Source organism: Paraburkholderia phymatum, assembly GCF_038900715.1.
Lineage (GTDB): Bacteria > Pseudomonadota > Gammaproteobacteria > Burkholderiales > Burkholderiaceae > Paraburkholderia > Paraburkholderia phymatum_A.
In genome coordinates this window covers 471231-493542 of record NZ_JAYMRZ010000004.1, presented here as the reverse complement: position 1 = coordinate 493542, position 22312 = coordinate 471231, and the positions used below count along the sequence as shown (strand labels likewise).

Annotated in this window: 22 protein-coding genes and 1 pseudogene; 5 read left to right on the top strand and 18 right to left on the bottom strand. The window is 62.8% G+C overall.

The window, feature by feature from the left end; genetic code table 11:
- Positions 1–20 precede the first annotated feature (20 nt).
- From VSR68_RS10935 to VSR68_RS10865, 15 genes are all read right to left on the bottom strand, one after another.
- Positions 21–1007: a 2,3-bisphosphoglycerate-dependent phosphoglycerate mutase gene (locus VSR68_RS10935; protein ID WP_342939844.1), complete on the bottom strand. Its 987-nt coding sequence runs from the start codon at positions 1005–1007 to the stop codon at positions 21–23.
- A 7-nt stretch (positions 1008–1014) separates the two neighbouring features.
- Positions 1015–1806 (bottom strand): carboxymuconolactone decarboxylase family protein, encoded by a 792-nt coding sequence (locus tag VSR68_RS10930; RefSeq protein ID WP_342939843.1) that lies wholly within the window; start codon positions 1804–1806, stop codon positions 1015–1017.
- Positions 1807–1898: 92 nt separating this feature from the next.
- Positions 1899–2294: a cupin domain-containing protein gene (locus tag VSR68_RS10925; RefSeq protein ID WP_342939842.1), complete on the bottom strand. Its 396-nt coding sequence runs from the start codon at positions 2292–2294 to the stop codon at positions 1899–1901.
- A 26-nt stretch (positions 2295–2320) separates the two neighbouring features.
- Positions 2321–3229 carry an NAD(P)-dependent oxidoreductase gene (locus VSR68_RS10920; protein ID WP_342939841.1) on the bottom strand — a complete coding sequence of 303 codons (909 nt, stop codon included), beginning with the start codon at positions 3227–3229 and terminating at the stop codon, positions 2321–2323.
- A gap of 30 nt (positions 3230–3259) precedes the next feature.
- Positions 3260–4609, bottom strand: a complete 1350-nt coding sequence (locus tag VSR68_RS10915) for an MFS transporter (RefSeq protein WP_342939840.1) — start codon at positions 4607–4609, stop codon at positions 3260–3262.
- A gap of 73 nt (positions 4610–4682) precedes the next feature.
- Positions 4683–5078: a carboxymuconolactone decarboxylase family protein gene (locus VSR68_RS10910; RefSeq protein ID WP_342939839.1), complete on the bottom strand. Its 396-nt coding sequence runs from the start codon at positions 5076–5078 to the stop codon at positions 4683–4685.
- A gap of 138 nt (positions 5079–5216) precedes the next feature.
- Entirely contained in the window at positions 5217–6647 is a 1431-nt protein-coding gene (locus VSR68_RS10905; RefSeq protein WP_342939838.1) for an aldehyde dehydrogenase family protein, read from the bottom strand.
- A gap of 22 nt (positions 6648–6669) precedes the next feature.
- Positions 6670–7563: an NAD(P)-dependent oxidoreductase gene (locus VSR68_RS10900; RefSeq protein WP_342939837.1), complete on the bottom strand. Its 894-nt coding sequence runs from the start codon at positions 7561–7563 to the stop codon at positions 6670–6672.
- A gap of 12 nt (positions 7564–7575) precedes the next feature.
- Entirely contained in the window at positions 7576–7902 is a 327-nt protein-coding gene (locus tag VSR68_RS10895; protein ID WP_342939836.1) for an NIPSNAP family protein, read from the bottom strand.
- 43 nt (positions 7903–7945) lie between these two features.
- Complete coding sequence (locus tag VSR68_RS10890; protein WP_342939835.1) at positions 7946–8869, bottom strand: NAD(P)-dependent oxidoreductase; 924 nt, start codon at positions 8867–8869, stop codon at positions 7946–7948.
- A gap of 31 nt (positions 8870–8900) precedes the next feature.
- Complete coding sequence (locus VSR68_RS10885; protein WP_428983493.1) at positions 8901–10277, bottom strand: MmgE/PrpD family protein; 1377 nt, start codon at positions 10275–10277, stop codon at positions 8901–8903.
- A gap of 10 nt (positions 10278–10287) precedes the next feature.
- Positions 10288–11073, bottom strand: coding sequence for an SDR family oxidoreductase (locus VSR68_RS10880; protein WP_342939833.1), 786 nt, complete (start codon positions 11071–11073; stop codon positions 10288–10290).
- 17 nt (positions 11074–11090) lie between these two features.
- Positions 11091–11891, bottom strand: a complete 801-nt coding sequence (locus VSR68_RS10875) for an N-acyl homoserine lactonase family protein (protein ID WP_342939832.1) — start codon at positions 11889–11891, stop codon at positions 11091–11093.
- A 56-nt stretch (positions 11892–11947) separates the two neighbouring features.
- On the bottom strand, positions 11948–13402 hold the full coding sequence (locus VSR68_RS10870) for an MFS transporter (protein WP_342939831.1): 1455 nt from the start codon (positions 13400–13402) through the stop codon (positions 11948–11950).
- A 149-nt stretch (positions 13403–13551) separates the two neighbouring features.
- The gene (locus VSR68_RS10865) at positions 13552–14193 is read right to left on the bottom strand and encodes a response regulator transcription factor (RefSeq protein ID WP_342939830.1); all 642 of its coding nucleotides are present in this window, start codon (positions 14191–14193) and stop codon (positions 13552–13554) included.
- 567 nt (positions 14194–14760) lie between these two features.
- On the opposite strand from VSR68_RS10865, the gene VSR68_RS10860 reads away from it, so the two are divergent.
- The 4 genes and pseudogenes from VSR68_RS10860 to VSR68_RS42805 all read left to right on the top strand — a co-directional run.
- Positions 14761–15174, top strand: a complete 414-nt coding sequence (locus VSR68_RS10860; protein WP_342939829.1) for a transposase — start codon at positions 14761–14763, stop codon at positions 15172–15174.
- Positions 15175–15182: 8 nt separating this feature from the next.
- The gene (locus VSR68_RS10855) at positions 15183–15983 is read left to right on the top strand and encodes an EAL domain-containing protein (protein WP_342939828.1); all 801 of its coding nucleotides are present in this window, start codon (positions 15183–15185) and stop codon (positions 15981–15983) included.
- A 309-nt stretch (positions 15984–16292) separates the two neighbouring features.
- A complete protein-coding gene (locus VSR68_RS10850; protein ID WP_342939827.1) occupies positions 16293–17015 on the top strand; it encodes a response regulator transcription factor in 723 nt (240 codons plus the stop codon).
- Between the two features lie 528 nt (positions 17016–17543).
- Positions 17544–17618, top strand: a pseudogene (locus VSR68_RS42805) (ESPR-type extended signal peptide-containing protein); the annotation flags it as partial.
- Between the two features lie 27 nt (positions 17619–17645).
- On the opposite strand, the gene VSR68_RS10845 reads toward VSR68_RS42805, so the two are convergent.
- The 3 genes from VSR68_RS10845 to VSR68_RS10835 form a co-directional block, all read right to left on the bottom strand.
- Positions 17646–18821, bottom strand: a complete 1176-nt coding sequence (locus VSR68_RS10845; RefSeq protein WP_342939826.1) for a hypothetical protein — start codon at positions 18819–18821, stop codon at positions 17646–17648.
- A complete protein-coding gene (locus tag VSR68_RS10840; protein ID WP_342939825.1) occupies positions 18821–19486 on the bottom strand; it encodes a response regulator transcription factor in 666 nt (221 codons plus the stop codon). The genes VSR68_RS10845 and VSR68_RS10840 overlap by 1 nt, the downstream gene beginning before the upstream one ends.
- Positions 19487–19606: 120 nt before the next feature.
- Positions 19607–20239: a hypothetical protein gene (locus VSR68_RS10835; protein ID WP_342939824.1), complete on the bottom strand. Its 633-nt coding sequence runs from the start codon at positions 20237–20239 to the stop codon at positions 19607–19609.
- Positions 20240–20897: 658 nt separating this feature from the next.
- Here VSR68_RS10835 and VSR68_RS10830 point away from each other — a divergent pair.
- Entirely contained in the window at positions 20898–22307 is a 1410-nt protein-coding gene (locus tag VSR68_RS10830) for a NarK family nitrate/nitrite MFS transporter (protein ID WP_342939823.1), read from the top strand.
- Positions 22308–22312 lie beyond the last annotated feature (5 nt).

The following is a 22312-nucleotide window of genomic DNA, read 5'->3' as shown; positions in this document are numbered from 1 at the left end:
ATACTTCACCGCTGCCCGTTTCAGACGTCCGGCGAGCATAATTTCGGCCCGGCTGACGCGCTCTGAGCCTGCGTCAGCGAACCGAGCCCGGTGCGCGACACGATTTGCAGCGCATCGTCGAAGCGAAGCACGAGCGGTTCCGCGTGCGCGACTTCGAGCGAGGCGATCCGCGCGTCGTCGATTCCATCGAGATACTTGAACAACGCACGCAACGCGTTGCCGTGCGCGACCATCAGCACCGATTCGCCATTGCGCAACGCGGGCGCCACCGTTGCGTCCCAGAGCGGCAGCACGCGCGCGAGCGTATCGCGCAGGCTTTCGGTGCGCGGCAACGCATCGGGATGCGGCAGCGCCGCGCCGGCGAATTGCACGACGATCGCCTGCTGCCGCGCCGCATCGAGCGGCGGCGGCGCTTCGGCGAAACCACGCCGCCATGCGCGCACCTGCGCCGCGCCGTAGGCGTCGCCGGCTGCGTCCTTGTCCATGCCCGTGAGCGCGCCGTAGTGGCGGTCGTTCAGGCGCCACGAACGCACGACAGGGCGCCTCGGCGCGCCGCACCGGCCGACGATCAGATCGAGCGTGTGTCCCGCGCGGCTCAGCACCGACGTGACGGCCAGATCGAAGCGCAGCGACAGCGCGCACATCCGCTCGCCGATGTGCTTCGCCTGCTCGACGCCGTGCGCCGACAGCGGGACATCCATCCAGCCGGTAAAGCGGTTCGTGCGATTCCATTCCGACTGGGCGTGACGCAAGACCACGAGCGTTGCGCAATCCGCCATGCTGACCTCGTCTAGTTGTAGCCCAGAATCGCCGCTGTACGGACGTGCGCGTGCTCGTTGCCGTTCGACGCCAGCCGCGACAGCGGCGCCGCCTGGAACGCGCGGAACGTCGAGCTTGCGTTGCGTCCCGCGCAGCGTCTTTGGCGGCCGCGTGGGCTCGCGCGCCGGGTCGCGGACCGTATTGCGCACCATATCGCCGCGCGGCGGATTCATGCGGTGACGTTTCATCGGCGTATCAGGCCTGGGCGGCGATGCGCCGTTTCGCCAGCGCCGCCTCCAGCAGCGGCGCGCCGAGTTCCGCGCCGTGAATGCCCGTCGTGCTGACGATCTCCAGCAGTTCCATCAATTCTTCCGCCGTCGCGCCGTAGCGCAGCGCGTTGCGCATGTGGAGCTTGAGCCCCGGCACATACAGATGCGTCGATGACGCGTCGAACGCGCAATACATGAACTCCTTGACCTTCGGGCTCAGCACGCCCGTGCGCCACGGCACCGACGAAAACGCGACATACGCCTCGAACAGATCGGGATCGAGTTCGAGCAGGCCTTCCCACGTCGGATGCCAATAGCCGCGATTCTTTTCGAAGGCTTCCTTCAATGCGCGCCGCCGTTCGTCGAGCGGCGCGGGCCCCGCGCGCAATCCTTCTTCTTCGAGCACTTCGAGCAACACAGGCACGCCGACATTGCTCGTGTGTATGCCGATCGTGCTGATCAGCTCGAGCACTTCCATCAGCTCCTCGCCCGTCGCACCAAAGGCGAGCGCGCGTTCCAGATGATGCGCGACGCCAGGCCCGTACAACTGCGTTGCGCATGCATCGGCGGCGAGCGCGATGAACGCGCGCACCTTGTCGTCGAGATGATTTCTACGCTGCGGCACGGCGGAAAACTGCACATACGCATCGACAAAGCCCGCATCGAGACGAAGCATGCTGTCCCATGCGGCGTTCCAGACGCCGTGCACGCGCACGAAGTCGTCCTTGATCTGCTGCGGCTCGCGTTGCGCGCGCGCCGGCTGCGCTCCCTGATCCATTCACTCGTTCCTCATGATGGCGATGATCGAATGCCCGCCCGCGCGGAACGCGAAACACTGCATACGCCGCGCTCCGCATTCCACGCTCTGGGTCAACGCGCGTCGAGCCCCTTCGGATAATCGGCTTCGGCCACTTCTTCCTGCCACGTCGCCTTGCCGATCGACGTGGCGATGTGCACCATGTAGCTGCCGTCGCTCGCGCCGTGCCAATGACGCTCGTTCGGCCCGATGAACACGATGTCGCCCTGGCGGATTTCCTGCGGCGCCTCGCCTTCCTTGCAGATCCATCCCTTGCCCGCCGTCACCTGCAGCACCTGGCCATGCTCGTGCGTATGCCAGTACGTGCGCCCGCGCGGCGCGAAGAATACCGTGTTGATCGTGACGCCGTCCGTCGGCGGCATCACGGGGTCGGCCCACACCGTGCCCGAAAACGTCTCGCCGCGCTGCTCCGACCTCTTGCCGTCCGCCCTGCCGTGAAATACCTTCATGCCTGCTTCTCCTCTGCTTTCCCTGGTTACGAACCCTTGCGCTCGCCGTCGAACAGCCGCACGCCGCCCGATACGTCGCCGATCGCATCGACGACCCGGTTGCTGATCACATCGCCATAGCCGAGCGCCGTGCCCAGCCCGAAGCTCGCGAGCGGCCCCGCCGCGTTCAGCGAAACCACGCCCAGCTCGCGCGCGCGATCGACATAGAGCACGACGTCCTTCGTCATCAGCTTGCCCGTCAGCCCGCCTTCCAGATAGTCGCCGTCGACGATCTTCGGAAAGCGGTTCAGCGTCGCGAAGTTCACGCCGCTGCTGCTGTTGAGCACATCGAGCAGCAGATGCAGATCGAGCCCCGCCTTCTTGCCCGCCACCATGACTTCCGCGCTCGCCGCGAGGCTCACGGCATTGAGGAAGTTGTTCAGCAGCTTGGTCGTGTGTCCCGCGCCGCTCTCGCCCATGTGCGCGACCTTCGCGGCGATCGGCGCGAACGCCCATTTGAGCGCTTCGACGGCGCTCGCGTCGCCGCCGACCATCAACGTCAGCGCGCCCTTTTCGGCGGCCGCCGCGCCGCCCGAGATGCCCGCGTCGACATACTGCGCGCCGCATTGCGCGAAGCGCTGCGCAAGCCGTATCGTCGAGCTTGCGGCCGCCGTGCTCAGATCGACGACGATCTGTCCTGCGCGGCAATTCGCGAGCACGCCGCCGTCGCCTTCGACCACCGCCTCGACGACCTTGCTGTCCGGCAGCGACAACATGACGACGTCGGCGAACTTCATCACGTCCGCCACGCTCGCCGCGACCTGCGCGCCCGCCGCCTTCACGCGCTCCGGCACGGTGTCGTAGCCGAGCACGGCGATGCCCGCATCGACGAGACGCCGCGTCATGCGGCCGCCCATGTTGCCGAGACCGATGAATCCGATCCGTTCCTTGTTCATTTCCGCTATTCCCTTACTGGTAGTCATTCGTCAGAAGTCGACGTCCTTCGTTTCCGGTCCCATCAGCGCGCCGATCGCGCCGATCAGCCCGCCGACGCACAGCAGCACCACCGACGTCAGCCGCAACGGCATGAACGCACCGAGCCAGTTCATATAGAACGCGTAGAACGACGGGATGATCACCGACAGGCTGAAGCCGACGCCGAAGCCCGTTGCGCGCACATCGGTGACGAAGCGCTCGTTGATGTACGTGACGATCACGCCCCAGGGCGACGTGACGAGCACGGCCAGCACGCAGACGAGCACGATGATCGTCGCCAGCGACAGCCCGTCGACGTTCGCGAGCACATACAGCAGCGCCGCGCCGACCGTTGCGATCAGCGGGCCGACGATTGCGAAGAAGCGCCGCCGCCCGATGACCTGCGCGATCATCCCCGAGCCGATGTAGCTGAAGAACAGCACGAAGTAGGTAATCATCAACGTGGACGTCATCTGGAAGCCCGTCAGATGCAGCGTCTTCACGAGCAGCCCCGTCGGCAGGAAGATCGTGATGATGTTTTGCGTGAGCCAGAAGCCCGTCATCATGACCAGCACCTGAAGCAGGTTGCGTCCGCTCTTGCCGCGCAGAAGATCAGTCAGCGGCAGCTTCTCCGGTTGCGTGCCTTTCTCGGCCGTTTCGCTTTCCCAGATCTCCGATTCGGCGACCTTGTGCACGTAGTACATCGCGAGGATGCCCGCGAGCACCGCGCCCAGCACGAACGGAATGCGCCAGCCCCATTGCGCGTACGGCGAGTGCATGCCGTTGAGCGGAAAGAGCGCGAACATCAGCATCGCGACGAGATTGATCGACACGTATGCAGCCGGAAAGCCCGCGATGATGAAGCCGCCGACAAAGCCGCGCTGCGCCTTCTTCGAATACTCGATGGCGAGCGGCATCGCGCCCGTGTAGCCGCCGCCGAGAAAGATGCCGTCGACGAAGCGCAACAGCACGAGCGCCCAGTACGACACGATGCCGATGCTCTCGTAGCCCGGCAGCAGCGCGATCAGCAACGTGACGACGCCGAAGCCCGACACCGACCAGATCGACGCCTTGCGGCGCCCGATGCGGTCCGCGATCATCCCGAACAGCAGCGCGCCGATCGGCCGCCCGAGCAGCGTCGTGATGAACACGAGCGACGCGAGTATCGTCTCCATGCCGCTCGACAGATGCGGCGGCTGAAAGAACGCCAGCACCGGCGACAGCACGACGACGGGCAGATAAATATCGAACATGTCGATGTACTCGGAGAAGAACGCGCCCTTGATGGCATTGCGTCTTTTCGTTTCTATCGACTGCTCGCGTTCGGACTGTACGACGTCAGTCGCAGTGAGTGTCTTCATCGATGTCTCCATTCTTTGTCGGCACCGCGTGGTGCTTTCGTGTGGGCGAATCCGCGAGTCCGCGAATCCGCATTCAGACTGCCGAAGTCTCCGCTTCGTACGCCTTGATCGCTTCCGTCGCGACGCGGAACGCGGCCAGCGCGAGCGGCACGCCGCAGTAGATGGCCGCCTGCATCAGCACAGCGCGGATCTCTTCCTTCGTCACGCCGTTGCGCAGCGCGCCCTTCACGTGCACGGACAGCTCGTGATGCTGGCTCATCGCCGTGAGCATCCCGAGATTCAGCATGCTGCGCGTCTTGAACGACAGCGTCGTGTCGCCCCAGATGTCGCCCCAGCAGCACTCCGTGACGTACTTCTGCATCGGCCGGTTGAAGTCGTCGGCGTTCGCCCACGACTTCTCCACATGCCCCGCGCCGAGCACTTCCTTGCGGTTTTCAAAGCCTTTATCGAAACGTTCGTTGCTATTCATCTTCAAGGTCCTCTCTGTTGCTCTACCCGTTCAACCGCTCCACGCACCCGGACTGCCTGACGCGATGATTGTCGGACAATTCAAATGCGCAAAATTTTTTTGGCTCGCGGCCAGCTGCTCGCCGCGAACCAACGCCCATCAATCCGCGCCGTAACCGACCAGCGCCTTCGTTTCCAGATACTCGCGCAAGCCCGCTTCGCCCCACTCGCGTCCGTTGCCCGAGCGCTTGTAGCCGCCGAACGGCGCGTTGAAATCGGCGGGCGGATAGTTCAGATGCACGCCGCCCGCGCGCAACGCACGGCCGACCTTGCGGGCACGCGCGACGTCGCCCGATTGCACGTAGGCGGCGAGACCGTAGTCGGTGCCGTTGGCAATCGCGATCGCTTCGTCTTCGCTGTCATACGCGATCATCGACAGCACCGGCCCGAAGATTTCCTCGCGCGCGATCGTCATGTCGGGCGTGACGTCGGCGAACACGGTCGGCTTTGCGTAATAGCCCTTCTCGATGCCGGCGGGCAATCCCGTGCCGCCCGTCACGAGCCGCGCGCCTTCGTCGATCCCCTTCTGGATCAACGCCTGCACGCGCTCGAACTGGTTGCGGTTCACGAGCGGTCCGAGCTGCGTCGACGGCTCGTCGGTCGGCCCGACGCGATAGGCTTCCGCCACGCGCTTCGCGATCTGCGCCGCGTCGTTCATCAGATGACGCGGCACCAGCATGCGCGTCGGGATCGAGCACGACTGGCCCGAGTTCGTGAAGCATGCGGCGACGCCGCGCTTCACGGCTTCGTCGAGATCGACGTCGTCGAGCAGGATGTTCGCGGACTTGCCGCCCAGTTCCTGCGCGACGCGCTTGACGCTCGGCGCGGCCGCCTGCGCGACCAGCACACCCGCGCGCGTCGAGCCCGTGAACGACACCATGTCGATATCCGGATGACTCGCGATCGCCTCGCCGACGCCCGGACCATCGCCGTTCACGAGATTGAACACGCCTGCGGGCACTTGCGCTTCGTCGAGCACTTCGGCGAACAGCAGCGCACTCAGCGGCGAGTACTCGCTCGGCTTGAGCACCATCGTGCAACCGGCCGCGAGCGCGGGCGCGATCTTCACGACGATCTGGTTGACGGGCCAGTTCCACGGCGTAATCAGCCCGCACACGCCGATCGCTTCGAGCACGACACGCGTGCTGCCGCGCTGCTCCTCGAATGCGAAGCGCTCCAGCACGTCGATCAGCGCATTCAGATGCGCCGGACCGCGTGCCGCCTGGCCGTTGCGCGCGAACGCGATGGGCGCGCCCATCTCGCGGCGCATCGCCTCCGCGAATTCGTCGTAGCGGCGCTCGTAGATGCTCAGCACGCGGCGCAGCAACGCGACGCGTTCGGCCACGCTCGTCGCGGACCATGAAGGAAACGCGCGGCGCGCGGCGGCGACCGCGCGATCGACGTCGTGCGCATTGCCGAGCGCGAGCCGTTCGAACGGCACTTCAGTCGACGGATCGACGATGTCGAACCATCGTGGGGACGCGGGCTCGGCCCAGCGTCCGTCGATATAAAACTGCGCTGCATGTGACATGGCAGGCTCCAGAGCAGAAAGATCAGCGCGTATCGCCATCGAGCAGTCGGTACATTTCGGTGTGATCGGTCGTGGGCGTCGAACGTTGTGCGGCTTCGTCCCACATCGACGTGCAGGTCGCGCCGAGCGTCATCGGATAGCCGACCGACTGCGCCAGCGCACGCGCGATCTTCAAGTCCTTGTTCATCAATTGCAGCGCGAAGCCCGATGCGAACGTGCCGCTCAGCATGAACTGCTTGACCTTGTTTTCCGACGTGTTGCTGCGGCCCGTCGATGCGTTCAGCACGTCCGCCATCGCGTCCGGCTCGATGCCGAAGCGTTGCGCGATGTGCAGCGCCTCGACCGTCGCCGCCAGCCCCGCCGCCGACACGTAGTTGTTCAGCGCCTTCGCCGCGTGCCCCGAGCCTGCGCCGCCGATGTGCACAACGCTCTTGCCCATCGCTTCGAGCACGGGCTTGCATCGTGAGAGCACGTCTTCGCGGCCGCCGACGAGAATCGCCAGCGTGCCTTCCTTCGCTTTCTTGACACCGCCCGATACGGGCGCATCGAGATATGCGAGGCCGCGCTCTTCGATCATCGAGCCGAGCTTGCGCGAGCGCTCCGGTTCCGACGAACTCATGTCGATGACGACGGCGCCCTTCGCCAGCAGGCTCGCCCATCCGTCCGCGCCGCCACCAAGCAGCACGCTTTCGACGATCGCCGAATTCGGCAGCATCGTGATCAATGCGTCGAGCGACGCGGCATTGTCCTTTTGCAGACGCTGCGCGCCCGTCTGCGCGGCGAGCGTGTCGGCGCGCGTGGCATCGGCATCGTCGATGTACAGGTCGAAGCCGGCGTTGGCGAGGCATTGCACCATCGGCCCGCCCATCATGCCGAGCCCGATGAAGCCGATGCGCGTAGGTCGTTGCTGTGTCATGAGTGCCGTCTCCTAGCGCAGCGCGGAGAACATGGTCGGCGTGAGGAAGTGATTTTCGATGCGCTCGACAATCGGCTTCTCCGCTTCCGTCGCGGCGCGCTTCGCGATCCATTCGGCGTCGGCCTGAAACGCGTTCCACTTCTGCTCGCGCTCGGCGAGGCTTTCCCACTTCAGCATGTACGTGAGCGCGTGATTGCTCGGGCCGATCAGCGTGGTCCAGAAACCGACCTGCTGGATGCCGTACTTTTCGAAGAAGCCCAGCGTCGTGTTCGTAAAGCGGTCGAGCAACGCCGGCAAACGCGTCGGCGCGCAGTGATAGATGCGCATTTCAACGATCATGTGATTTCTCCGTGGTTGTGCTGTTCAGATTCGTGTGCCCGGTTCAGTCCGCAAGCCCGTCGACGGACGACCAGCGTTCGACGTACTTGACGAGCTCCGTCATGTCGCGCGCGGCGCCGTCCTGCATCGCGGCGTAGTTCCACACCTGGCGCGCGATGCTGCCCACCCACATCGGCACGCCGAGCGCCTGGCATTCGTCGACGGCGAGGCCAATGTCCTTGCACACGCTCCCGAGGGGAAAGCCAAAGTCGAATGTGCGCGGCAGCACATGCTTCGGAAACTTGTCGAGCGTCGCGCCGTTCTTGCCGCTGCCCGCGTTGATCACCGACATCATCACTTCCGGGTCCAGCCCGCCGCGCATGCCCGCGACGAACGCCTCGGACGTGATCGCAAACGCCGTCGACGACAGCATGTTGTTCAGCAGCTTGAGCAACTGCCCTTGCCCCGCCTTGTCGCCGACGACGAACACCTTGCCGAGCACATCGAAGAGGCCGCGCACTTCTTCGAGCGCGACGGGATTGCCCGCTGCCATGATCGCGAGCGTGCCTTTCTTCGCGCCCGCCGCGCCGCCGCTCACGGGCGCATCGACGGTCTCGATTCCCTTTGCGAGCAAGCCATCGGCGACTTCCTTTTCGATGCGCGAGCCGACCGTCGACAGATCGACCAGAATCTTTATCGCGCTGCCTTCGACAAGACCGCCGTCGCCGAGCGCGACGTTCCTGAAGATCGCGGGCGTCGGCAGGCTCGTGAACACGATGCGCGCGCTATCGGCCACTTCGCGCACCGATGCGGCCGCCTGTGCGCCGATCGCCTTGAGTTCCGCGACGGCCGCGTCATCGCGGTCGTACACGACGACGGCATGACCCGCTTCGATCAGCCGATGCGCCATCGGCCGGCCCATCGTGCCGACGCCGACGAAACCGAGCAACGGTCCGCGTTGCTCACTTGATGCCTGACTACTCGACATGACAATCCTCGTGAATGAAAAAATCTTTGCGTCAATCCGAGCCGCGAGCGCGCGTGAGACGCACCACGGCGGCTGCGTCGGGCTCGTGCTCGAACTTCCATAAGCGGTCGACGAGCGGTTGCGCGTCGATGCCCGAGCGGCCATATGCCGTGAGGCGATGCAGCTTGTCCGCAAGCTCGACGTTCGCGAGCGGCGCGGTGAGACTGCCGCGCGCGGCATGCACGCGATGCGAGAGGCGTTCGCCTGAGCGCAGCACGATCGTCACTTGCGCCGCTTCGACGGGCCACGATGCGTCATCGACGAAACGCAACCGGCTCGCCAGCGCACGCAACGACGGATCGGCGGCGGCGGCATCGCTGAACTCTTCGAGCCCGGCCTTGCCGCGCGACAGCACGACAGCCACCGCATGCTGCGCGCTGACCTGCGATTCGCGGCCCGTGCGCACGCCTGGCCGGTCTGTGCGCTCGCGCAGCAGCGGATGACCCGTCAGCTCGACCTGTTCGATATCGTCGATGGACCAGCGCATGTCGTTGCTGATGATGCGCCGCAAGTCGAGGCACGCGTCGATCACGGGGTTGAGCACGACGCCGCACGGATACGGCTTGTACGTGTTGCTGAGCAACGCCCACTCGCGCCCGAGCGCTTGCGTGAGCGCACGCCAGTCCGGATTCGACGCGCTCACGCGCAGAAAGCCGCGCTCGCCTTCGAGCGGCGCATCGGGTCCGGAGAAACCGTCTTCGGCGAGCAGCGCCGACAGCAGTCCGTTACGCGCGGCATTGCCGACGCTGATGCTCTTCGACATCGTGCCGAGCGTTTCAACCAGTCCGCCCGTTTGCGCGGACGCATTGCCGAGCGCCCACACGATTTCGTTTTCATCGAGCCCGCGTGCTTTCGCAACGGCGGCCGCCGCGCCGAATACGCCGCATGTCGACGTGATGTGCCAGCCGCGCTGATAGTGCTCCGGCGACACCGCATTGCCGATGCGGCACTCCACTTCGACGCCGAGCACGAACGCGAGCAGCAGCGCTTCGCCGCTCATCGCATGCGACTCGGCGAGCGCGAAGAGCGCGGCGGCGACGGGCGCCGTCGGATGGATGATCGTCGGAATGTGCGTGTCGTCGAAGTCGTACACGTTCGCGCTCATCGCGTTGAGCGCGGCTGCGTTCAGCGTGTCGGTGCGCTCGCTGCGGCCGACGATCGTCGCATTGTCATCGGCGCGAAAGCGGGCATAGACGGACACGGCCTTGTCGAGCGTCGGATCGTGCGAGCCCGCAAGAGCGACGGCAAAGTAATTGACGAGCGCACGTTTCGCTTCGCTGCGCACGGCAGCGGACAGGTCGTGCCACTGCGTATCGGCGACGAAGCGCGCGAGCGCGCGGGTCAGTTCGCCGTTGCGCACGTCGCGCATGATGCTGGAATCAGCCTGCAAGCCAGCCTCCTTCTATCGGCATCATCGCGCCCGTGATCTGGCTGGCCGACGGCCCACACAAAAACACAACCATGTCGCCGACATGCGCGGCATCGACGAGTTCGCCCGTCGGCTGCTTGCCCTTGAGGAATTCGCGCACGGCGTCGCCGAGATTCAAGCCGCGCTCGTCCATCAACGCATGAATGCGGCCATCAATGTTCGGCGTGAGCACCGAGCCCGGACAGATTGCGTTGCACGTGATGCCCTGATTCAGCGTTTCGATGGCCACCGAGCGCGTGAGGCCGAGCAGCGCCGTCTTCGTCGTCACATAGTCGACGCGATTGGCGACGGCGCGCGCGCCGTACACCGACGTCATGTTGAAGATGCGTCCCCAGCCGCGCTCGCGCATGCCGGGCAACACCTGTTGAATCGCGCGGAACGCGGCCGTCAGATTCACCGCGAGCGCGTTGTTCCAGTGATCGAGCGCAAACGCTTCGATGCCCGCGAAATGCCGGACGACCGCGTTGTTGATCAGCACGTCGAGCGAACTCACGCGCTCGCGCGCCGCGCCGATCAGCGCATCGACGCCTGCGGGCGTTGCGAGATCGGCTTGCACGTAGGCGACGTTCACGTCGAAAGCGTTCGCCAGTTCGTCCGTCGTGCGCGTCATCTGCTGTGGCGCTTCGAGGCCGTGCAGCACGATGTCGCAACCCGCGCCAGCGAGCGCGCGCGCCATCGCGAGCCCCAATCCGTTCGACGAACCCGTGACGAGCGCGCCCTTGCCTTTCAACGTCATGTACGCCTCTCTCTTGCCTAGCGCGATTCGGCGTCGAGCCGCACGATCCAGCCTTCCGTCTCGCGATCGTGCGACGGATAGCGCGTCAGCACGGCGGGATCGTGACCGGGAATCACGTGATTCGGCGAACTCGCCAGCCGATGCGCGGTTTCATAGCCTTCGATCATGTCGCCGACGTTGTAGACGACGGGAAACGGCCGATGCTCCTGCATGTTCGCGTAGAAATGCGACGCATCGGATGCGAGCACGACCCAGCCGCGCTGCGTGTTCACGCGCACGATCTGCAAGCCGTTCGTGTGCCCGCCGACCCAATGCACGCTCAACCCCGGCGCGATCTCCGATGCGCCTTCATGAAACTGCACGCGACCGTCGAACAGACGGCCGACCATCGACTTCACGTCCTCGGGCTCGAACGGATGGCTCAGCGCGTGATGACACATGCAGCGGCCCGTGCAATACGCCATCTCGCGGTCCTGAAGGTGATAACGCGCGCGCGGAAACAGCGAGTGATTGCCCGCGTGGTCGTAGTGCATGTGCGTGATGATCACGTCTTCGACGGCATCGGCGCGAATGCCGATCTGCCTGAGCCCGCTCTCGACCGTGTTGGTGATCGTGCGGCCGCGCTTGTCGGCCATCGCCTGATCGAAGCCCGTGTCGACGATGAACGTGCGCGACTCGCCCACCACGGCCCACACGAAGTAATCGAGCGGCATCGGCACATCATGAGAGTCGCCGCCGATGAAGTTGTCGCCAGAGCGGCGCTCGAAATGCGCGTACTTGACTGCGTAGATCCGGTAGTTCCCAGCGGGCGATGACATGTCTCAAGTGTCCTTTTTCATGGGGTAATCGTGTGCAAATGCGCGCGTGGGCTCATTCACTCCATTGCAGCCGCCGCGCGTCCCTCCTGTGCTTCCTCGCTCGTGACACCGGCATCGGCGGCGATTGCTTCGAGCGAGCGCTGCTTCGTTTCCGCGCCGAGCACGCCGACGATCAACGCCTGAACCAGCAGCGTGCCGACGATCAGCGTCAGCACACCCGCGATGCCGAAGCGCATGAATGCGCTCGCGACCGCATACGGCACGACGATGCTGACGGCGCGGCCCGCCGTGTTCGCGAGCCCCGAGCCGCGCAGCCGCAGTTCCGTCGGGAACAGTTCGGGCACATACGTCGCGACGCTGAACGACGACAGCACATAGATGCAGCACGTGATCGCAAAGCCGAGCGCCGTGATCGCCACCGCCGACTGCGCGAACGGGTAGGCAATGCCGAAGCCCACGCAGACGAGCGAAAACAATACGATGCCCCACTTCCGCCCAAGGTGCTCGGCGAGTGCAAATGCGATCAGCGAACCGACGGGACCGCCCGCGAACATCAGCGCCGTGATGCCGAGCGAGTTCGACACGCTGTGCCCTTGCTTGACGAGGAACGTCGGTATCCAGCTGACGAACGCGTAGTTGACCGTGAACAGCGCGACCAGAACCGTGATGGCCGTGATCGTGCGCGTCAACAGACGGCGCGAGAAGAGATCGGCGAGACGGCCGTCATCGTTGGCTTCGTTGGCTTCGCTGGTGTCGGAGGAATAGAACTCGCGCGTCGGTGACTGCGTGACTGACTCCTTGACTGACTCCTTGACGCCCGGCACACGATTCACTGTGCTGCCGCACGCCGTCTCGATGCGCTCGACGATCTGTCGCGCTTCATCGGCGCGTCCGCGCGATGCGAGCCAGCGCGGCGATTCGGGCATCGACTTGCGCAGGAACCAGACGACCAGCGCGCCACAGCCCGCGATCGCGAACATCCATCGCCAGCCGTAGTGCGGCACGATCAGCCAGCCGAGAAACGTCGACAGAAACAGCGAGGTGTTGATGATCAGATTGAGGATCGTGCCGAAGCGGCCGCGCCAGTCGGCGGGAATGAACTCGCTAAGGGTGCCGTATCCGACGACGATTTCCGCGCCCATGCCGACGCCCATCACGAGACGGAAGAAGATCAGCCAGTAGATGGACGGCGCGAGCGCCGCCGCGATAGACGCGAAGCCGTAGATGCCAAGATTGAACTGATAGCAGAAGCGGCGGCCAAACCGGTCGCCGAGCAGCCCGGAGAGCCACGCGCCCGTCATCATGCCGATAAAGGTGACGGATACGAACGTCGCGTTGAGGCTCAGCGTGGATTCGCCGCTGTGAACCATCGCCGCAAGCACCGTGCCGGCAATGTAGATATCGAACGAATCGAAGTACATGCCGGCCGCGATCAGGCCCAGCAGACGCCAATGGAAGCCCGACAGAGGAAGTCTGTCCAGACGCGCTCCGATACTGGCATCCATCTGCATGGTGCTGTCTCCGTCATGTTGGCGTTCTTCGACTGGCCGGCCTTTCTCAGATCGTCAGAAGGCAAACCGTCCGCTTGTTGACGGATTATATTCCTGTCATACAATCCGTCAAGAAGATAAATCGCCAGGCGTGACGTGTTCGGGCGCGGTCAGGTAAGGCCGAATTCGGATGCGAAGCGGACCAGGTCTGCCCCGTTCTCGAAGTGCAGCTTCCGCATGGCCGAGTACTTTTGCGTTGCGACGGTCGCTTTCGAGCGATTCAGCTTCCGCGCAATCTTCGTCAGGGACATCCCGCTCGCAATCAGCCGGACCACCTCTGTTTCACGCGGAGACAATGGTTGTGCACGGTGCAAATCTCGTTGGGTCTTCCCCACCATCGAAAGGCTGCGCGTGATGGTCGAAGAAAGTATCGTTTCTTTCTCGACAAGAGCGCGCATACAGATCTTGCCCAGCACGCTGACGTCCTCGTCCTTGCCGACGATGGCCGCCACGCCGATGCGACACAATTGATGGAGCACGCCTCTGTTCGTCGTCATCGTGAAGACGACGATCCGCGTTTCCGGCCGTTGCTGGCGCAAGCGTTGAACGAGCTTGAGGCCGTCGTCATCCGGGTCTTTCGAATGCATGACAAGATCGGTGACGATCAGCTGAACAGCGCCTGACTCCGTGGCGCGCAGCAACTCGGTACCTGTAGCCGCAGTCGCCATCACCTTGAAAGACCGCACGGCGGCCAACGCGTCGCAAATCGCAAGAACGACAATGGGGTGATCGTCTGCAACAGCGACGTTCACGCAGTCCGCTAAATTCGCCATAATTTTTCAGAGCTATCGAAGTGATGTTGCGAAGGACGCTTAATCCGGCGCGGATTCGAACGACGCCAAGACGATGATTAACCGATTCATAGGACAGCCGCTCGCAACGTCACGGCGCTCTGACTCACGCCGGTCGTGAACGATATGTAAGATCAGACAATAACGTATATCAAACAATTCCCAATGCTGAAAGGCCCGAGCGGTCGTGCAAAATTAAACATACCGCTCCGCATAAGACCGCTTCATCGTCCATACGGGGAAACGTGGGCAACAAAGCACCACCTTCCCGACAACTGCGCCGCCGAAACCACATTTTCGAACTTCTTCGATTGAATTGAGCACTCGTCACGGGCAATCTGGATGAACGCGATTTGACACCGCGTATGTCTTTTTCTCTCCGATTTCGGCGCACCCCAAACGGTGCGCTTTTTTTTTGCGCGCTGGCTATAGAAGGATTTCTATTTACTCGATATTCGCTCACCTGGTTTGCGTTGAACCTTGCAACGCAGGTCAGCGTGTTGAAATTCGAAGTTGTTCGATGGAAGCATGCTGCTCACGTTCGTATCGTTGGAAGTATTCGTGGAGATCGATATGAACGTGAAATTCGAATCTGTGTTGACAGACGAGCAATGGACTCGCGTGAGTCAGTTTTTTGAGCGCGAGCCAAAGGTGGAAACGCGTGGCCGTCCCGGCTATCGCAACCGGGAAGTTTTCGAGTGTGTGCTTTGGGTCATTTCGAACGGCGCCCCCTGGTCCGCACTGCCCACGCGTACACCCGACTTTCGCACGTGTCATCGCCGCTTCAAGATCTGGTCGCAGCAAGGCTTGCTGGCTGAAGTGCTTCCACAACTGTTCGGCGAATCCGCCGAAACGATGCTCCAGTCGATAAAGGCCCGGTCGCGCCTGCGGCAGCAGACATCGTGCGCGCGACCGCACGGACAGTCGCTGGAAGCCGCGTGAGGAATGCGATGCACGGTCAAGCGCAAATTTTCCGCAATCCCCGTCTGGCCGGCCAACGCACACACGCCAATGATTGGTTGAAGCAGAACGACTTGCCGCCCATATCGGCGTGGTATCAGCCGAAGTTCGAACTTGCGACGGGCAAGATCATCGGCGTGGAGGCACTTGCACGAGTGATGGACCCGGTTCACGGTGTTTCGTCTGCGGCGGGATTATTGGAAACCGCTACACCCGCTGCACTCCAGAAGCTGACGCATTCGATGCTCTCGCAAGCGCTTGCCGCCCAACGCGACTGGGCGGCGACGGGCTATCCGCTCACCGTTTCGGTCAACGTGCCAGCCGGCATGCTGGGAGAACGCACCGCACGAGAGCACCTGCTTCGAACGGTGCGGGAAAGCGGCGTGACGCCGGCGCACATCGTGCTCGAAATCGTCGAAACCGGTACGGCTGACGACGATGCCGCGCTACCTGAAGCGACCGAAGAATTGCGAACCCACGGCTTTGGGATCGCAATCGATGACTTCGGCATCGGCCATAGCACATTGCTTCGCCTCATGCAGTGCCATTTCACCGAACTGAAGATCGACCGCGCGTTCGTGCAACATGCGGACACGAAAACTCGCGCAGCGCTGGATGCCTGCGTACTGCTCGGCAAGCGGCTTGGTTTGCACATTACCGCCGAGGGCGTCGAAACAGCCGCCGACATCGAACGAATGAGTACGGCGGGCTGCGATTTCGTGCAAGGCTTTGCCATTTCGCGAGCGCTCCCTCAACAGGCGTTGACCGACTTTCTATTGCGCAGGCAGTAGTTGCGCTCGATCGGAATCTAGCGGCATCACTTCATCAGGATATCGAACAACATGCACTGCCCATTTATTTTCAACGCCTTTCTATATGCCGGACCATTCGACGTCGGTTATTGTTTGAAGCGGATCATAAAAGGCAGTATCTCAATCGACTCTGTCGCCGAAAGCGTAGAAAATCCGACGCCGGGACAGCCGACGGTCTAAACGGGATCGTCAGCGTCAATATGATCAGGACGGCATCTCCGTTGCCGCGCACAAGGCATTGCAATATCAACAGACGGAGACGGCCGATATTGCTGACAAGCCATCGAATTGGAAAAGCAGCATCAATTGGCTTTTCGAGGGACGAATGTGAAAGAAAAATGCATCAGGGTTGCGATCGCTGACGATCATCCGCTCGTGCTATACGGACTTCGCAAAGCGCTGGAAAATTCAGGCGTTAGCGTGACCGGTGAAGTGAGCAATTCCTCGCAACTGATGGCATTGTTGAATAGTGCCGCTTGCGACGTGTTGATAACGGACTATTCGATGCCCGACGAACGAGCGCTCAATGGATGGCGTTTCCTTGCGTCTGTTTCGAGCGAGTATCCGGAGCTACCTGTGCTCGTGTATAGCGAGTTCGAAGATCCATTCCTGATTGGAAGTCTGGTCAAGCGCGGCATTGCAGGCATTGTCAGCAAGCGCGAAGAGATGTCCGAGGTCGTGGCCGCTGTTCGGCGCGTCGCGTCGGGGGAGCGTTATTTTTCTCCGATCATGCAGGCCGCGCTGGATCAGTTCGACGCGTTACCTCAACTGCGGCGGTTCGCCGGACTCACACGTCGGCAGATGGAAGTCGCTGGACTGATGCTGTGCGGGTTGACGGTCTGCGAGACGGCGCGCCTGCTCAATCGCCGACCCAATACCATTAGCATGCAACGCACAGCAGCATGCAAGCGGTTGGGCTTTTCGGGCGAGTCCGAAATGTATCGCTTTGCCGCCGGTCACGGCTTGTGGCTGGACAGATCGAGCGCGGATCAGATGCTCGAATTCGCGTGATCCGGGGCGTCGACGCACCTGTTTTCGTTCTTCTTTCCACAGCGCCTCAGCCACTCGAGTTGAGGCGCCAGCCTTTTCCGAACTGACACGTCGCACGCGGGGCTGCGTTCTCTCGCGACGATCACACAATGCAACATGAGGCGGCAGCATCTTCGCGGCGCTCGCCTTGCCCCCCTCCTCCCCAGCCGGCGACACGCACTCTTTCGCCACGCACGCAAATTCGAACTTCTTCTATATAGCCCGCCCGGCCCTCTCTCTACCATCCACTTCGGGAATTCGTAAGAGTGGCTTTGACACGCGCGGCCGCTTCGAAATAGAACTTTTCCGAAGCGGGCGACGCCATGGATTGCCAAAACCACCGGCGTTTCGGGTTGCTTACGTGCCTGACAAAGGCATCGGATTCCTGATCATCAAGGGCTTGTAACAGGTGTGAGCCGCCCATCAGCCACGCATCTGCCAGCGCCTCATGCAGGTCCGCGCTCGTCCAGATCGGGGCGGTACATTCATTTACACGGAAGTCTTCCATACATGAACAAGAATCGGTTTCGCCGGGTCTTCAGCAAGCGTCTCGGCATGCTGGTCGCAGTCGCAGAACACGTGATGAGCCAGGGCAAGCAGCCCGGCGAAGGGTCAGCCGCAACGGGCGGCACAGAACTCGGCGTCATCTCGACGATGACGGCCGTCGCCCTCGCCCTGCTGGTCACGCAACCCGACGTCGCACACGCGCAGGCCCTGCCCACGGGCGGCCAGGTCACGGCCGGCCAGGCGACGATCTCGCAGCCCAACGGCAACACGATGACCATCAATCAGGGTAGCCAGGACCAGGATGACGAACGCTTCGGTGCGCCTTGCCGCCAGATCCTTGAAGACAGGCAGCGAGAGCACGATGTGTCCGATATCGTAGATCAGCGGCTGCGAGCGAGCGCCCCAGCCATGCCCCGGTATCCAGCGGAAGACGCCAGTCGGTCCCGGCCTAAGGTGCTTTTCCGCGTAGAAGACGTTCGCGGCCGCGTCGCCCGCCAGCAGCTCGCCTTGCGGATCGAACAACGCGGCATCGGACTCCATCGACTCCGGGATCGAGTCGGCGACCACACGGTCCAGGTCGATTCTCGTCGCTACGAACGCATAAGGCTGGTCGTCCTTCGCGACAATCGAAAACGCGATGAACGTATGGGCGTGAAAGCCAAGCGTCGGCGGCGCCTTGAACCACATCGTGCGCCGCTCCCGCACGGCGTCGAGCTGATCGATATCGCGCGCCGCCATGGTCGCCTGTATCCAGTGCGACAATATCGCGAGCCGATCGACGCCATTCGTGTCGCGCACATTGGCATCTGCCGGGAAAAAGCCGTATCCGTATGACGCGCTTGCATCGAGCAGGCCGAATTGCAGCGTCGGCGTGCGGCTGCCGCGCGCGAGCAGTTGTATGGCTTCGTCGCAGGCAAACTGGACCCGCGTTTCGCTGTGGTCGCGCCGATACGCGACGCACCTGTCGCCGCCCTTCCTGGCGGGTGCGCCGAGCAGGCCCTGTCCGCTCAGTTCGAGCAGCAGGCGTCCCGTCGTCAATATGCCTTGCTGCGCGCTGATCGCTGCATTCACGTTGGTCGTCATCAGATGCGCCGCTTCCTGCTCGCGCTTCAACGAGGTATTCAGCAACGTGAGCCCCGTGACGATCGCCGCCGATAGCGCCGCGACAATCAGCAATCCGACGGCAACCGAAAAGATGCGGCGCTCGCGCTTCAGGTTGCGCTCGAGCATCCGCAGCATCTCGAGGGGCGAATCCTGCCCTGAAGCAAACAGACGCTCCATCAGGCAAGTCCCATCTCGGTTGCGTATTTGACGAGCTCGGCGTGGTTCTCGACGTGCAGCTTGCGCATCGCCGAGCGCTTCTGCGTCGCTACGGTCGGCACCGAGCGGCTCAACGTGCGCGCGATCTCCGTCACGGAGAGACCTTGCGCGAAGAGGCGCACCACTTCGAGTTCACGCGGCGAGAGCTTCTGCTCGCGGCCGAGATCTTTCGTCCGCGCGCCTTCGCGCGCGAGGCGCTGCTGGATCTTCGGCGAAATGACCGTTTCCTTGCTGACCAAAGCCCGCATGCAGATCTGCGCAAGTTCGGACGTCGGCTCTTCCTTGCTCACGATCGCGGCAACGCCCATCTTGCAGAGCTCATGAAACATGCCGCCGCTCGTGACCATCGTAAAGACGACGAGCGGAATCTCCGGATGCGCGCGCCGCAGCATGCTGATGAGACGCAGCCCGTCGAGTTCGACCTCTTCGTCACCCTGCATCACGAGATCGGTGATGATGAGATCGGCGGGTTCTTTATCGAGCAGGCGCACGAGTTCCGAGCCCGAGTGCGCCTTTGCCGCTACCGTGTAGCCCGGTATGTCGGCGAACGTGTCGGAAATGGCCAAAAGGACGATCGGGTGGTCGTCGGCCAGCACAACCCGGACATTACGCGTCGTGCCGCTCATGAACGCACCGGATGAAGAGCCGTTGGTGTAGTCCTCGACAGATCGAGACGAACAGCATGGCTCATTAGAGACTCCGCGAGTTGGGAATACGACCCTATCCATTGTAAGACATGCCAGGTTTTATTGAGAAACCCGCGAGTCGAATGTGCGCTGTTCATTGTGAACAGAAATGCGAATAAACTCCTTCGGCCGTGACGAAAATGAAGCGTTGCATGCCGTCCCGCCACCGCAGCAGGCGCGGTGCTCGCAAGCCAGGCGCAAGCTGTCGCCGCCCATTGCGCACAGCGCGCAATCTGGCGATGCTCCCTGGCATCCCTGAGCTTCGCCGACGGACGCGTGCACCGCATGCTGCATCGACGGCTCAAGGCCGCATGACAGCATGCGCGGCAGATTGGGGAGCTGCGATGATCGCCGAAGCTGCTCGCTCGCGGCCAGCAGCATCCCTGTCACGACGACCATCGCCGCAGAAAACGCGAGCGTAGCCGACACCATCGCGCGAGACGCCTTGCCGTGCAGACTCAAAGAGCCGAGCAGCGCAAGCGACAGCAAGAAAAATGCCGGTAGCAGAATGATCGAAGCGTCACCCACTCCTTCACACCACTTTCGCAATGTTGGGCTGAATTGCCTGGAAGCGAACATACATTGGACCTGGTCGAAGAAAGATAGCTGAATGGCGATAGGCGTTAAAGGCCGCGAGGCGTGCATTACCCGCTGCGTCGCGCGACGAATGCGTCCGTTTTTGCTCGCGTCCACGCGTTATTCAGACTGTAAAAAAGCCGCATTCATCGAGATATAGAAGAATGTCGATTTCGCGCGCTACGCGGTGATCGATTTCCATTGCATTGCATGACGGACGCTCATCTGCGTCGCTCCACGCTCCGGCCCGCTGCGACGGCCAAAATCGCGAAACAAAAAAATGCCGCCCCACACGGGGCGGCAAGGCCGAAATCGGAGCATATTCACCAGCCGCATTGCGGTGACGACTGGCTGATCGTTATTTCAAGTCTTTTGACGGCTCAGTCCTATAGAAGGATTTCGAATTTTGCGATGGCGTGCGCGTATATCGGGTTTCGTTTACATCGACTGCGGATATTCAACCGGTTGACGCGCGCATTCTCCATTCGGCGCTGTCGATAATCGGCCCGGCAAACGCCCGTTGATGCAAGCCCGACGCCCACTCTGAAAGTCCCGTTCATCGCATTGATCCATCTCAATCTTCGGCCACTGCGCGATCGACATAGTTCGAAAGAACTATGTCCGGCCCGTTTTTCCTAGTTCCAACGGATCGCCCCGACTAACCATCCGGCTGATATTCATCCCGCTGCCGGGCGAACACAATCGTGCTCAGCGACTTGCATGCCGTCCCGTGGTGCTGCTCATGCGCACCGGGACGTATCAAAGGAGAAGCACGATGAGTTCAAGACCGTTATCGACGCGGCGCGGCCGCGTGATCGAAATCTGGACACCCGAGGACAAAGCGTTCTGGGAACGCGAGGGCGAAGCCGTCGCCAAGCTCAACTTGTGGATCTCGGTTCCCGCCCTCTTCCTCGCGTTTGCGATCTGGCAGGTGTGGAGCGTCGTGGCCGTGAGCCTGCCGACGCTCGGATTCCGCTATTCGACCAACCAGCTCTTCTGGCTCGCCGCCGCGCCCGCGCTCAGCGGCGCGACGCTGCGCATTTTCTATTCGTTCATGGTGCCGCTCGTCGGCGGTCGACGCTGGACGGCGATTTCCACAGCATCGCTGCTGATCCCGGCAATCGGCATCGGCATCGCGGTGCAGGACACGTCCACGAGCTATCCGACGATGCTCTCGCTTGCATTGCTATGCGGCTTCGGCGGCGGCAACTTCAGTTCGAGCATGGCCAACATCAGCTTCTTTTTCCCCCGCGAGCGCAAGGGCTCGGCGCTCGGCGTCAATGCCGGGCTCGGCAACCTGGGCGTGTCGGTGGTGCAGTTCCTCAGTCCGCTCGTCGTGACGGCGGGGATCTTCGGCGTATTCGCCGGCGATCCGCAAAGCATCGTCAAGGACGGCCAGATTTCGCACGTGTGGACGCAGAACGCCGCGTTCATCTGGGTCCCGTGGATCGCGATCGCGTCGCTGGCCGCGTGGTTCGGCATGAACGATCTCGCGGAGGCCAAGGCGTCGTTCGCCGAGCAGGCCGTCATTTTCCGACGCAAGCACAACTGGCTGATGTGCGTTCTCTACCTCGGCACGTTCGGCTCGTTCATCGGCTACGCGGCGGGATTTCCGCTGCTGATCAAGAGCCAGTTCCCGGGCGTGAATCCTCTCGCGTATGCGTGGCTCGGGCCGCTCGTCGGCGCCGTCGTCCGGCCGTTCGGCGGCTGGCTCGCGGACAAGCTCGGCGGCGCGCGCGTGACGCTGTGGAACTTCGTCGTGATGGCGTGCGCGGTGGGCGGCGTCCTCTGGTTCCTGCCGTCGGGTCCGTCGGGCGGCGCTTTCTCTGGCTTCTTCGTGAGCTTTCTCGTGCTGTTCCTGACGACGGGCATCGGCAACGGCTCGACGTTCCGCATGATCCCGGTGATCTTCCTGTCCTCGAAGCTGAAGGAAGTCGACGCCAACGACCGCGAGGCGGTGCAGCGCGCAACCAAGGAAGGCAATACGGAAGCAGCCGCCACGCTCGGCTTCGCGGCGGCGATCGCGGCCTATGGCGGCTTCTTCATCCCGAAGAGCTACGGCAGCTCGATCGCCATCACGGGCGGCCCGCAGGCCGCGCTGTACACCTTCATCGCCTTTTACCTGATCTGCATCGCGCTGACCTGGTGGCACTACGCCCGCCGCAATGCACCGATGCCCTGTTGAACCCC